Origin of the sequence: Corynebacterium sp. (assembly GCF_022712275.1) — a bacterium.
GTDB lineage: Bacteria > Actinomycetota > Actinomycetes > Mycobacteriales > Mycobacteriaceae > Corynebacterium.
The window spans coordinates 52,459-65,146 of sequence record NZ_JALAGU010000022.1 but is presented as its reverse complement, the minus strand read 5'-3'; the positions used below and the strand labels follow the sequence as shown (position 1 = coordinate 65,146).

Here is a 12,688-nt window from a genome sequence, read left to right as displayed (position 1 = left end):
CGCGTCACCGGATCCCGGCAGCCTCCAGGGCGGCGAGGATCTGTGTCTCGGTGAGTCCTGTGGTCACGGTGGCGGATTCTTCAGGGGCTCCGGCAATATAGCGGACCAGCGTCCACCCGTTGGAGTACTCCGGCTCGGTGACATCGAGCGGGCCCGGGGACGTGCGGAGACCACGTGGCTTCCCGTCCCGGTCGGCGAGCACCTGGAACTGTGAGGAGGTGACGGTGAACGGGTCGCTCCCGTCAGTGGGGAAGACCTCGACGCTCGCCCGGTACCAGTGCCGTACATCCTGGTTGCGACCCCGGTCACCCTGCGGCCCCATCGCCGGTCCGTGCCGGACCTCATGATCGAGCCAGGCAGCGCCGACCCTCGCCGGAGCGAACCGGATCCATCCGTGCTCCCACGCCGCGTCCAGGGCACGGAGCCCTTCACGGCGGCGACCGGCCGAGAAAGCGGTCAGACCGCCGAGGAAGACAGCGAAGACGACGAAGACCAGGGCAACCACGGGAGCACCCACTACCAGACAGATCAGTGCCAGCACAGCGAGTACTCCAGCCACACCGGCCAGGGACAACTGCGAAAGAGACAAGCCCAGGCCATAGACCCCGGCGATCGGAACCTGACCGGTGGCGCAGAGGGCCTCGGTCACCGCCGAATCATCGGGCCCGGTCGGGCAGGGACGGTCGAAACGTCCGGAGTCTGCGCCGTGACGCAGGAGTCCGCCGGGATCGTCGACCTGGGCCGTGGCACGGGCATGCTCGAAGAGAACCGGCATATCAGTTCCGGAATCCGTGGACGGGAGCAGGAATGAAGCCGCCGCGGTCGATGAAGGCGCCGTTGGGTACGGTGTGGACCGGCATCACCGGCGCGTGGCCGAGAAGACCTCCGAAGTCGACGTCGTCGCCGACACCGCAGCCGATCGCCGGGATGACACGGACTGCGGTGGTCTTGTGGTTCATCATGCCGATGGCAGCCTCATCAGCGATCATGCCGGCGATGGCGGCGGCCGTAGTTTCGCCGGGTACCGCGATCATGTCCAGTCCCACCGAGCAGATAGCGGTCATGGCCTCAAGTTTGTCGACGGTGAGGTTTCCGGCGCGTACCGCCTCGATCATCCCGGCGTCCTCGCTGACCGGAATGAAGGAACCGGACAGCCCACCGACCCGGGAACATGCCATCATGCCGCCCTTCTTCACCGCGTCATTGAGCAGCGCCAGCGCCGCGGTGGTGCCGTGGGTACCGACCTGGTCCAGTCCCATGTGCTCGAGGATATGGGCGACGGAGTCACCCATCTCCGCCGTGGGGGCCAGGGACAGGTCGACGATTCCGAAGGGGACGCCCAGACGGTCGGCGGCCATCGTTCCGACGAGCTGTCCGGTGCGGGTGATCTTGAAGGCCGCCTTCTTGATCTCCTCGGCGATCTCGTTGAGGGTCGCGTCCTCACCCATGGCCGCGACCGCACGGTCGACCACACCGGGACCGGAGACACCGACATTGATGACGCAGTCGGGTTCCTCGACGCCGTGGAAGGCGCCGGCCATGAACGGGTTGTCTCCGACAGCGTTGCAGAAGACCACGAGTTTGGCCGCGGCGATCGAGCCACGGTCGGCGGTGGCCTCGGCACATCCCCGCACGATGCCGCCCATCTCGCGGACAGCATTCATGTTGATGCCGGCGCGCGAGGAGCCGATGTTCACCGAGGAGCACACCACGTCGGTCTCGCTGAGAGCTTCGGGAATGGAGCGGATCAGGCGCTTGTCGCCCTCGGTGCCGCCCTTTTCCACGAGAGCGGAGTAGCCACCGATGAAATCGACACCGATCTCTGCGGCGGCACGGTCAAGGGCGCGGGCGATGTCCACCGGGTCGCACCCCGGCACCGCAGACGCGACGATGGCGACCGGGGTGACTGAGACCCGCTTGTTGGCGATGGGGATCCCGAGCTCACGCTCGATACCCCGGGCGACGGAGACGAGGTTCCGGGCTCTGGTGGTGACCATGTCGTAGACCGCGGTACAGGTGGCGGCAGAGGTCGCGCGGACACAGGGCAAGAGGTTGATACCCATGGTGACGGTGCGGATGTCCAGCCGGTAGCGCTGGATCATCGCGATGGTCTCGAGGATGGAGGAAGAGGGGAGGAATGCGGCGGTCATGTGTTCAGTCGGCTCCTCAGATGTGGTGCATCGCGTCGAAGATGGCCTGGGACTGGATGGTGATGACGAGCTTCTGCTGGTCCTCCACCAGCGCCATGCGATTGTCGACCGCGGCGACATCGAGGTCGTCGGGGAGCTCGACGTGGAGGATCATGGTGAACCACTCGTCCATGATCGTCTGCGAGACGTTGAGGATGTTGATGGAGAGGTCGGCGCAGGCGGTGGAGACGGCGGCGATGATTCCGGTGTGGTCCCGTCCGGTGACGGTCATGATCGCGATCATTCCGTCCATGCTACCGGCCTCGAAACAGACGAAGCCCGCCGCCCCGGAGTGGGGTGGCGGGCTGTCTTTTCGCTCGGCCTTGGCGAACGGGACCGTCAGGCGCGCAGTGACTTCTCGACGAGATCCAGAGCGTCCGGGAGCCGGTCACTGACCCGGTCTGAACTGAGGTGGGACATGACCCCTTCAAGGGTCAGTTCCAGCAGCTGGATGGTTGTCTCGAGATCGATGTCCGTCCGGAGACGTCCACTGTCACGCTGTTCGGTGAGACGGTCTGTGACCGCCGCACGCAGTGCCTTCTGATCGGCGTCCCAGGTGTCGCGGAGTTCTTCATCGACGCGGATGCGCCGTGTGATCTCCACGCGGAGACTCCACCAGTTGACGAGATCGGGTTCTTCCAGGATGTACCTGATGAGACCGATCATGCCTCGGGAGGACGCCAGTTCCGTCATCCGGAGCATGTCACGGTGTGCCACTGTCCGGAACAGGGTCTCCTTGTTCTGGAAGTGGTGGAAGATGGCCCCCCGGGACTTCCCGGTGGCCTTCTCCAACCGCGACACAGTGGCGCCGTCGTACCCGTAGGTGACGAAGCACATACGGGCGGCCGCCAGGATGTCGGACCGCCGCTCGGAAAGGTCGCTGTCGCTGACCTTCGGCATGCGGTGTGCCCCTTCCGGGAGAAGTACCGACTGGTTAGACGGTCTTCATCATGTTGCGGAGCACGAAGGGCAGAATGCCACCGTTGCGGTAGTAGTCGGCCTCACCGGGGGTGTCGATACGGGTGACGGCGTCGAACTCGATGACGGAGCCGTCCTCCTTGGTCGCGGTGACCTTGATGGTCTCCGGGGTGACACCCTTGTTGAGCTCCTCGATACCCTCGATGTCGAAGGTCTCGGTGCCGTCGAGACCCAGGGACTTCCAGGACTCGCCGGCCGGGAACTGCAGCGGGACAACGCCCATACCGACGAGGTTGGAGCGGTGGATGCGCTCGAAGCTCTCGGCGATGACGGCCTTGACGCCCAGCAGCAGGGTGCCCTTGGCGGCCCAGTCACGGGAGGAACCGGTGCCGTACTCCTTACCACCGAGCACGACGAGGGGGGTGCCCTGCGCCTTGTAGTTCTCGGAGGCGTCGAAGATGAAGGACTGCGGGCCACCCTCCTGGGTGAAGTCGCGGGTGTAACCGCCGGCCACTCCGTCGAGCAGCTGGTTCTGCAGACGGATGTTCGCGAAGGTACCGCGGACCATGACCTCGTGGTTACCACGGCGGGCACCCAGCGAGTTGTAGTCCTTACGCTCGACGCCCTTGGAGTCCAGGTACTGCGCGGCGGGGGTACCGGGCTTGATGGAGGACGCCGGGGAGATGTGGTCGGTGGTGACCGAGTCGCCCAGCAGGGCGAGGACGCGGGCACCCTTGACATCGTTGACAGCCTCGGGCTCGGCGGACATGCCGTCGAAGTACGGGGCCTTGCGGATGTAGGAGGAGGCGTCGTCCCACTCGAAGGTCTTACCCTCCGGCACGGGCAGGGACTGCCAGCGGTAGTCACCCTTGAAGACGTCCGCGTAGTCCGCGGTGTACAGCTCACGGGAGATGGAGGACGCGATGACGTCCTGGATCTCCTCGGTGGAGGGCCAGACATCCTTGAGGAAGACGTCGTTGCCGTCCTGGTCCTGGCCGAGCGGCTGGGTCTCGAAGTCGAAGTCCATGGTGCCGGCGATCGCGTAGGCGATGACCAGGATCGGGGACGCCAGGTAGTTCATCTTGATGTCGGGGGAGATGCGACCCTCGAAGTTACGGTTACCGGACAGGACCGCGGTGGCGGCCAGGTCGGCGTCGTTGATGCCCTTCGAGATCTCCTCCGGCAGCGGACCGGAGTTACCGATGCAGGTGGTGCAGCCGTAGCCGACGAGGTAGAAACCGAGCTTCTCGAAGTCCTCCCAGAGGTTGGCCTTCTCGAAGTAACCGGTGACAACCTGGGAACCCGGAGCCAGGGTGGTCTTGACCCAGGGAGCGGACTGCAGACCCTTGGCAGCGGCCTTACGCGCGAGCAGGCCGGCGCCGACCATGACGGACGGGTTCGAGGTGTTGGTGCAGGAGGTGATGGACGCGATGGCGACCATACCGTGGTCAAGGACCATGTCCTTACCGTTGTAGTTGACCTCGATCGGGTTGGTCGGACGACCCTCGTTGCCCCGCGCTGCGGACGGCAGGTTGCCCTTGGCGTCGGCGGCGGTGGCCGGGTTGCCGGCGTGACCCCCGACATTGCCGCCCTCGGCGACGAAGTCCTGGGCATCAGAGTTACCCGAGGTGCTGTCGGTGTAGTTGTGCAGGTCCTTGCGGAACTGAGCCTTGGAATCGGACAGCTCGATGCGGTCCTGCGGACGCTTCGGGCCGGCGATGGACGGCACCACGGTGGACAGGTCCAGCTCGAGGTACTCGGAGAAGACCGGCTCGTTGTCGTCGGCGGTCTCCGGGTCCAGCCACATGCCCTGCTCCTTGGCGTACGCCTCGACGCGGGCGAGGGTCTCCTCGTCACGGCCGGTCAGGTTCAGGTAGTTGACGGTCTCCTGGTCGATCGGGAAGATCGCGGCGGTGGAACCGAACTCCGGCGACATGTTGCCGATGGTGGAGCGGTTGGCCAGGGGCAGCTCAGCGACGCCCTTGCCGTAGAACTCCACGAACTTGCCGACCACGCCGTGCTGGCGGAGCATGTCGGTGATCGTGAGCACCACATCGGTGGCAGTCACGCCGGCGGGAATCTCGCCGCTGAGCTTGAAGCCGACGACGCGGGGGATGAGCATCGAGATCGGCTGGCCGAGCATTGCGGCCTCAGCCTCGATGCCACCCACGCCCCAGCCCAGGATGCCCAGGCCGTTCTCCATGGTGGTGTGGGAGTCGGTACCGACACAGGTGTCGGGGTACGCGACGCCGTCCTTGTCGAAGACGGTACGGGCCAGGTACTCGATGTTGACCTGGTGGACGATACCGGTTCCCGGGGGGACGACACGGAAGTTGTCGAAGGCACCGGTGGCCCAACGGAGGAGCTTGTAGCGCTCCTCGTTGCGCTGGTACTCGATGTTCACGTTCTTCTCGAGGGCGTTGGCGTCACCGAAGGCCTCGATGATCACGGAGTGGTCGATGACCAGTTCGGCCGGGTTCAGCGGGTTAACGTCGTCAGCGTTGCCGCCCATGGCGACAACGGCGTCGCGAATGGTGGCCAGGTCGACCACACAGGCGACACCGGTGAAGTCCTGCATGACCACGCGGGCCGGGGTGAACTGGATCTCGATGCTGGGCTCCGCGGCGGGGTCCCAGTTCGCGATGGCCTCGATGTGCTCCTTGGTGATGTTGGCGCCGTCCTCATTGCGGAGGAGGTTCTCGGCGAGCACCTTCAGGGAGTAGGGCAGCTTCTCCGTGCCGGGAACGGCACTGAGCCGGAACATGTCGTACGTGCGGTCGCCAACCTCGAGTGTCCCCTTGGCACCGAACGAGTTCTTGCTTTCAGTCACGTGAGTGCTCCTGAATCTCTTCTCGTTATATTTCGTCGTTGTGTGACGTTCGTCTGGACGTCTCACCTCAAGCACAACCGTGGACCTGGTCTGCGGTATCCGGAAGGACATCGCGGGCGTGAGGCGTGCCACCATTGTGCAACAGTGACGTGTGATCCGTCTCATCCACCATAACAGTACGACTGTATTGCTACATAATCGCAGGTCACTATCGGCGAACAGGGGGCACGTTCACCGAGGAACGGTCTGGACGGCACTCTGACTCGACACACTCGCATACCTGTTCCGCAACCCTCACTTTCAGCGCCTTCAGTATCCGACGGAATTTAACAGCGATGTCTCAGACCATCGGCGACGCTTCACCGTCACCCCGGGACGTTCCTGTCGTCCGGGGGGGGGGACGCGTCACCAGCAGGCGAGAGTGCCGGATGTCAGACGGGAATGTCGGGGTCTCCCATCCGGGTACAAAAGCCGGCGAACCATCGCGTTCCGGCGTCGCACCCGAGTGCGATGCCCGTTTTCGTCAAGTGTCAGAGGTTGACAGATCTCAGCTCAGCATCCCCCTCGGACAGTGGACCGGAATCGCTGGTTAGCAGGAGCGTTCGGAAGTCAAGAATGCAGACTAGACGGATATCAACTCGAGATCGAGACTTTGAGTTGTAGTTCCTGGCACACTTCAACCCGACACGCCGGGCCATTACAGAGTGTGATGTAGATCACTCTCATTGTTTCAGAGAGTGATCCCGCAGGTCACGGTGAAGAAGTTGCCGATGTTGTTCATGGTGACAGATGTGAATGATGTTGTTGAGGTTTCTTCCGGGTCATGTGTGGCCTACGGTGCACCTGTCGTCGTTTGATAACGATTCGTGATCTAAGTGAACCGAGAGGTCGACCTCCCGGTCCCGAAGGTCACGAAACATCAACGACGGAGGCGGTCCACCACCCCGGGCCCCGACCTCCTCCCGTGGGGAAGCGGGAGGAACGGGTGCCGAACCGGGGACTGCCGGAACTGACTCTTTCCGCCCACTCGCACGAGGAGACCATCACCGTGGCACTTCGACTGACAACCCGTGGCCGTGCCCGCGGGGCAACTGCACGAGGTACAGGAGCCCTGCTGGCAGTCGCCGTGACCGCCGGCCTCACCACCCAGGCAAGTCCGGCCATGGCCGACGAAACCACCGGCACCGGTGCCGAGGCCTATCTCGCTGATCTGGTCGCCCGCGTTTCCGCGGCCGAAGACCAGGTCAACGCACTGGAAGGCGAGCTGGGCGGACTCCGCGAATCCGTCAACAAGTCCCGGGTCGATTTCGACCAGAGCACCCGGGATGCACAGGACGCACAGGACCAGGTCACCGACGCCCGCTCCCGCCTCGGCGGTAGTGAAGATGAACTCGGTACCGCGCAGGCAGATCTCGACGAGATCTCCCGGTCGGCCTACGCCCAGGGTGGCGACGCCTCTGCGGTGCCGCTGGCCGCAGGATCCGACGCCGACGACGCCATCGACCGTGCCACCTACATCAGGATGGCCGCCGAGCGTCAGCAGGCGGAGGTCGACCGCCTGGACCTGGCGCGTACCCAGGCCGCGAACGAGGAATCCTCACTCCGTGAGGCCCGCGACAACGCAGACAGTCTCGTCGCCGCCGCCCGGCAGGCGCAGGACGATGCCCAGGCCCAGTTCGAGAAGGTCCAGCAGGATCTCGCCTCCCGGGCCGACGAACACACCAGGCTTCTCGCTGACGCCGACATCGCACGCGAGCAGCTCGCTGCCGCCCGCGCCGCGGTCGACCGCGCCGGCAAGGAGGAGGGTGCCACCTCCTTCGACAAACGTCGTGCGGCGGAGACCGCGGTGTCCAAGATTGACACCGTACCGGCGGAAACCACCACCGGGACCACGACCGGGGCCGCCACGGAGACGGCGTCTGAGGACACCGGGACCGCCGGGACCACAGACGCCACCGCAGCCCAGGACGTCACGGAAGATGCGTCGGAGACCACGGAAGTTCTGAACCGGGAGAACTCCTCCGAGGTCAACGGAAATGACTTGACACAGCCCCAGGAGGAAACTACTGCGGAAGGTGAGGCAGACGCCTCGACCTTCAGCGCGGACACCGCCGGTGATGAGCGTCGTCAGGCCGCCATCGACGGTCTTCTGGATGCCGCAGGTGCCGCCGCCGTGGCCGGCTTCACCGCCAACATGAACGGTGAGGATCCCCTTGCCGCAGCTGCTGATGCGGCCCAGAGCTCTGCGGCAGAGTCCTACGGCTCACTTCCGGAAGCGACCTCCGGTGACGGGGAAGACACCGGAGTCCTTCCGGGGACTGGCACCTCGACCGGTAACACCGGCGACACCTCGTCCCCGGACGCTTCGGGCACCGCCACCGAGAAGATCGACCGGGTCATCGACCGTGGTATGTCCCAGCTCGGTGTCACCTACGCCTGGGGCGGCGGCGACCTGAATGGTCCGACCCTCGGCATCCGTGACGGCGGCGTCGCCGACGCCCACGGTGACTACGCGAAGGTCGGCTTCGACTGCTCCGGTCTGATGATGTACGCCTTCAACGCCGTCGGCATCCAGTTGCAGCACTACTCCGGCTATCAGTACACCGCGGGAAAGCAGGTGCCGGTCGAGCAGGCACAGCGGGGCGACATGCTCTTCTGGGGCATCGGTGGCAGCGGCCACGTCGCGCTCTACCTGGGCGACGGCAAGATGCTCGAGGCTCCGCAGTCCGGAGACGTGGTCAAGGTCTCCGACGTACGGTGGAGTGGCGCCATGCCCTACGCCGTCCGGATGATCGAGTAGGCGCTCACCGCAACAGTTCGCGCATCGCGTGGTCGACAGCCGTCGTCCGAGCGGTGCGCACTGCGCGTGACAGGGGGAGGATCCGGGGATCCAGGGAGGCTCCGGCTGCCGAGGTACGGGTCACCTCGATGATCGAGGCGACGACGTCGGCCCGGGCCATCAGCTTCGCCGCCCTCGGGCTCACCCCGGCCGGCAGTCCCGGCAGACCGAAATAGTCGCTCAGCGCACCGACAGCCATCCGTGGCGCGCGATGGCGGGCAGGAAGCAGGCCGTCGGACTCAATGAGTCCTGCGGCCTGCTCCGTCGCCTCGGTGAGCAGCCGATCGGCGTCCCCGGGCGAGTAGACGGCCAGGGCAGGGACGCGCCCCTCGGTCCGGTACCAGGTCCACTGGACCAATGAACGGTCCAGCAGCTGCGGCACGAGGACGTGGAGCACCTCCGGGTGGGCGTCCGCCACGGTGATCCCGGCACCGGCGGTAGCCACCGCCGCCGCTCCACGGGTGCCGGCGGGAAGGGCGGGGACATCACCGGGTCCGGCCAGGACAAGGCCCACCAGCGGGCGGTCGGAGACCGAGACCGGGGCGTCGGCGGCGATACTCCGCACCGCGCGCAGCATGTCGACCAGGGAGGTGGGGCGACCACCGAACTCTCCGTCGAAGGGGTCGTCGGAGGTGGCGTCCACCAACAGGGTGTGTGCGGGTCCCTGGACTTCGGTGAAGGCGTCGATGACGTCATCGGCGGACAGGAGGCCGTGCAGCCACCAGCCGAGCCACAGGGTGGAGTTCTGTACCGGGGACCAGAGCTGTTCGCGCAGCGAGGTCCCGAGTGCGGGCCGGGGTGTGGTCATTCGTCACAGCTTAGCGCTCTCCGCCTAGAATTCACGCCCATGGGTTACAGCGACAGGTACGGATCCGACATTCTCGGCGGCTCAGGTTGTTCAGGTGGAGCTGGTGGGCACCGGCCCCGGCGTCCCGCCCCGCCCGAGGTCCCGGCGACGCCCGGGCTGGTCGTGGAGACCGCGGACGGCGAATGGGTCGGGGCGGTCACCGGCTTCGAGCGCAGCTACGACGGCGACTTTGTCCGGCTGGAAGACCGCCACGGCAGGGACCGCCTGTTCAAGCTGCGTCCGGGTGCCTTCCTTCTGGAGGGACGCCCCGTCACGCTGGTCCGGCACGTGGAGAAGCGGGCGGCCGAGCGATCCAACTCCGGGTCCAGGAAGGTCGCCGACGTCCGCGCGAAGGTCGCCGCCCCGTCGCGGATCTGGGTGGAGGGCCTGCACGATGCTGCGATCGTCGAGCAGGTCTGGGGTCACGATCTGCGCGTCGAGGGCGTGGTCGTCGAGTTCATCGAGGGCCTCGACAATCTGCCCGAGATGCTCGCCGAGTTCAACCCCGGACCGGGACGCCGGGTCGGGGTACTCGCCGACCACCTCGTGGAGGGCTCGAAGGAGACCCGCCTCATCGAGCGACTCGACCGTCGGGTCCGCGACCACGTCCTGGTCACCGGACACCCGTACATCGACATCTGGGAGGCGGTGAAGCCCGCGTCCGTCGGTATCCGGGAATGGCCCCGCGTGCCGCGGGGCGAGGACTGGAAGACCGGGGTGTGCCGGCAACTCGGCTGGGGGACGCCACGCGACGGTTGGCACCGGGTGTACTCGTCGGTGAAGACTTTCCGGGATCTGGATGCCACCCTCATCGGTGCGGTGGAGCGGCTCGTCGACTTCGTCACCGAGCCGGGGCACTGAGACTGGTACCGGTCAGACCAGGTCCGTGACCCGCCGCAGCATGTGGACGGCCAGCGTCCACCCTGCCTGTTCCGCCTGCCAGCCCGCCGCGGCGAGCCGCTGGGACATGGCCTGCTTGGAGATACCTACGTGGTCGGCCGCCTCGGTCTGGAGGTACCCCTGACGCATGAGTGCGGTCGCTTCCCGACCTTCGGGGGTCCGCCGGGTCAGGACGTGGGCGAGGAGGGTGAAGGCGGCGGTGACATCGTCGGCGACATCCGCCGGAGTGCCCGGTGCACGGACTCCGCCGGGACCGGGCAACTCGACACGGGTCGTCACCGTCGCTGCCCGGTGCTGGCGTCCGAAGGAACGGGCGGCAGCCTCGAAGAGCTGGTCATGAAGGTCGCCGGTAGCCCCGGCCTCGTCCGGGGTGCTGTCGACCGGGCCCACCCCGCCGACGACCGCTCCGATACCCACCGCGAAATCACCGGCCTGCAGCAGGTTGAGTATGACGGTCGTGGCGCCGTCGGCGTCAGAGGAGACCACCGCGAACCCCTCGGCGCCGTAGATCCGGACGTCGGACACCGCACTGGTGGAGGCCAGTGCCTCGGCGACATCTCGGATGTAGTCGGCCCGGCGTCTCGACCGGCCATGGTACAGGGCGTGGATGGCGAACATACGTCCACGATACAACCACGGATGTCTACCCTGTCGACTTGACCCCAGCACGCAGAAGCCGCATCTCCCGCCCGGTGAGCAGGACGCCCACCAGGATGACCACCGCACTGATCCCCAGCACCCAGGGGCTTCCGCCTCCCAACAGCGCATCCGTGGCAACGACCGTCGCCACCGTGTTCGGTGCTGAGCCGAAGACCGTCGCGACGAGGTAGAGGCCCAGCGGGATCTTCGTCAGCGCGCAGGCGTAGTTCAGCAGACTGAACGGGACCGCCGGGATCATCCGCAGACCCAGGACGCTGATCCAGCCACGCTGCGCGAGCATCTCCTGGATGACTGCGAGCCGAGCATGGATCTCCGGTGACGAGGTCCGTCTCACGGTGCGGGCCCCGAAACGACGGATCAGCAGCAGCGACACCGTCGCGGACACTGCCAGGCCCGCCAGGGCCAGGAGGCTGCCGGCCAGGGCTCCGAACAGGGCTCCGGCGGAGATCGTCCAGACGGTCCGCGGGAACGGCAGCTGGGTGCTGACGACCATCATCCCCAGCCAGGTGAGCGGTGCCCATACACCGGTGGCGGAGACCGTGTCACGGACACTGTCAGCATCCGGCATCGGGACAACGACCATCATCGCCGCCAGGAGGACCAGGATCATCGCGAGTGCGGTGAGCTTCCGCCAGGGGAGACCTCGGAAGCCGGGGAAACGACGCATGTCCGGGGTGCCTCCTTCCGACATGAGACAAGGCCCGCCGTTGTCGGCGGGCCTTGTCTCTTTCTGGGTGTCCGGAGGGGGACTTGAACCCCCACGTCCGTTAATAGGACACTAGCACCTCAAGCTAGCGCGTCTGCCATTCCGCCACCCGGACAGGGTAACTGCTGCACGGACCGTGAGAGGCGCCGTGCGGACTCGCATACTGTAGCCCGCGGGGTCAGGGGAGACCAAATCGCCGCTGCGCCCCCGCCGGTTTGAGGCATACTGGAGCACATGAGCGTTCCAGAACAGAAGAACCACCAGCCCACGTACATCGATGACCGGTTCCCGGGCCCCGACCCCTACGGACCGCTGACTGACCTGCCGACCTTCACCGTCACCAGTGAGGACGTCACCGACGGCCGCCGACTGGCCGAAGGCCAGCTCGGTGGCAACGACATTTCCCCGCAGCTGTCCTGGTCCGGCGCTCCGGAGGGCACCGAGACCTATGCTGTGACCTGCTATGATCCGGACGCGCCGACCGGCTCCGGCTACTGGCACTGGGCCGTGTTCAACATCCCGGCCTCGGTGACCTCTCTGGCCGCCGGTGCCGGTGACGATGAACTCGTCGGTCTGCCGGAAGGTGCTGTGGCCCTGCGCGGTGACAGTGGTCGCCGCGGCTTCTACGGTGCCGAGCCCCCGGCCGGCCACGGTCCCCACCGCTACATCTACGCCGTCCACGCCGTCCCTGAGCGGCTGGACATCCCCGACCGGTCCACCCCGACCATCCTCGGGTTCAACCTGAACTTCAAGGCCTCTGCCCGTGCCCTGCTGTGGGGTTGGGCGGAGAACTGAGTTT

Annotated in this window: 11 protein-coding genes and 1 tRNA gene; 3 read left to right on the top strand and 9 right to left on the bottom strand. The window is 66.2% G+C overall.

Annotated elements, in window-relative coordinates:
- Positions 1-4: 4 nt before the first annotated feature.
- The 5 genes from Q0A27_RS04230 to acnA form a co-directional block, all read right to left on the bottom strand.
- Positions 5-775, bottom strand: coding sequence for a hypothetical protein (locus Q0A27_RS04230; protein ID WP_291473819.1), 771 nt, complete (start codon positions 773-775; stop codon positions 5-7).
- 1 nt (position 776) lies between these two features.
- Positions 777-2,150, bottom strand: coding sequence for a PFL family protein (locus Q0A27_RS04225; protein WP_291473818.1), 1,374 nt, complete (start codon positions 2,148-2,150; stop codon positions 777-779).
- Positions 2,151-2,166: 16 nt separating this feature from the next.
- Positions 2,167-2,433, bottom strand: a complete 267-nt coding sequence (locus tag Q0A27_RS04220; protein WP_291473817.1) for an ACT domain-containing protein — start codon at positions 2,431-2,433, stop codon at positions 2,167-2,169.
- A gap of 95 nt (positions 2,434-2,528) precedes the next feature.
- Positions 2,529-3,089: a TetR/AcrR family transcriptional regulator gene (locus tag Q0A27_RS04215; RefSeq protein WP_291473816.1), complete on the bottom strand. Its 561-nt coding sequence runs from the start codon at positions 3,087-3,089 to the stop codon at positions 2,529-2,531.
- 34 nt (positions 3,090-3,123) lie between these two features.
- On the bottom strand, positions 3,124-5,937 hold the full coding sequence (acnA, locus tag Q0A27_RS04210; RefSeq protein WP_291473815.1) for an aconitate hydratase AcnA: 2,814 nt from the start codon (positions 5,935-5,937) through the stop codon (positions 3,124-3,126).
- A 1,048-nt stretch (positions 5,938-6,985) separates the two neighbouring features.
- Here acnA and Q0A27_RS04205 point away from each other — a divergent pair.
- Positions 6,986-8,737: a DIP1281 family NlpC/P60 protein gene (locus Q0A27_RS04205; RefSeq protein ID WP_367273306.1), complete on the top strand. Its 1,752-nt coding sequence runs from the start codon at positions 6,986-6,988 to the stop codon at positions 8,735-8,737.
- Between the two features lie 4 nt (positions 8,738-8,741).
- Here Q0A27_RS04205 and Q0A27_RS04200 read toward each other — a convergent pair whose 3' ends face one another.
- Positions 8,742-9,584 carry a hypothetical protein gene (locus Q0A27_RS04200; RefSeq protein ID WP_291473813.1) on the bottom strand — a complete coding sequence of 281 codons (843 nt, stop codon included), beginning with the start codon at positions 9,582-9,584 and terminating at the stop codon, positions 8,742-8,744.
- 39 nt (positions 9,585-9,623) lie between these two features.
- On the opposite strand from Q0A27_RS04200, the gene Q0A27_RS04195 reads away from it, so the two are divergent.
- Positions 9,624-10,484 carry a DUF3097 domain-containing protein gene (locus tag Q0A27_RS04195; protein WP_291473812.1) on the top strand — a complete coding sequence of 287 codons (861 nt, stop codon included), beginning with the start codon at positions 9,624-9,626 and terminating at the stop codon, positions 10,482-10,484.
- 12 nt (positions 10,485-10,496) lie between these two features.
- On the opposite strand, the gene Q0A27_RS04190 is transcribed toward Q0A27_RS04195, so the two are convergent.
- The 3 genes from Q0A27_RS04190 to Q0A27_RS04180 form a co-directional block, all read right to left on the bottom strand.
- Positions 10,497-11,141 carry a DNA-binding protein gene (locus Q0A27_RS04190; RefSeq protein WP_291473811.1) on the bottom strand — a complete coding sequence of 215 codons (645 nt, stop codon included), beginning with the start codon at positions 11,139-11,141 and terminating at the stop codon, positions 10,497-10,499.
- A gap of 25 nt (positions 11,142-11,166) precedes the next feature.
- Positions 11,167-11,850: a VTT domain-containing protein gene (locus tag Q0A27_RS04185; RefSeq protein WP_291473810.1), complete on the bottom strand. Its 684-nt coding sequence runs from the start codon at positions 11,848-11,850 to the stop codon at positions 11,167-11,169.
- 68 nt (positions 11,851-11,918) lie between these two features.
- Positions 11,919-12,004: transfer RNA gene (locus Q0A27_RS04180), tRNA-Leu, on the bottom strand.
- 119 nt (positions 12,005-12,123) lie between these two features.
- On the opposite strand from Q0A27_RS04180, the gene Q0A27_RS04175 reads away from it, so the two are divergent.
- Positions 12,124-12,684 carry a YbhB/YbcL family Raf kinase inhibitor-like protein gene (locus Q0A27_RS04175; RefSeq protein ID WP_291473809.1) on the top strand — a complete coding sequence of 187 codons (561 nt, stop codon included), beginning with the start codon at positions 12,124-12,126 and terminating at the stop codon, positions 12,682-12,684.
- Positions 12,685-12,688 lie beyond the last annotated feature (4 nt).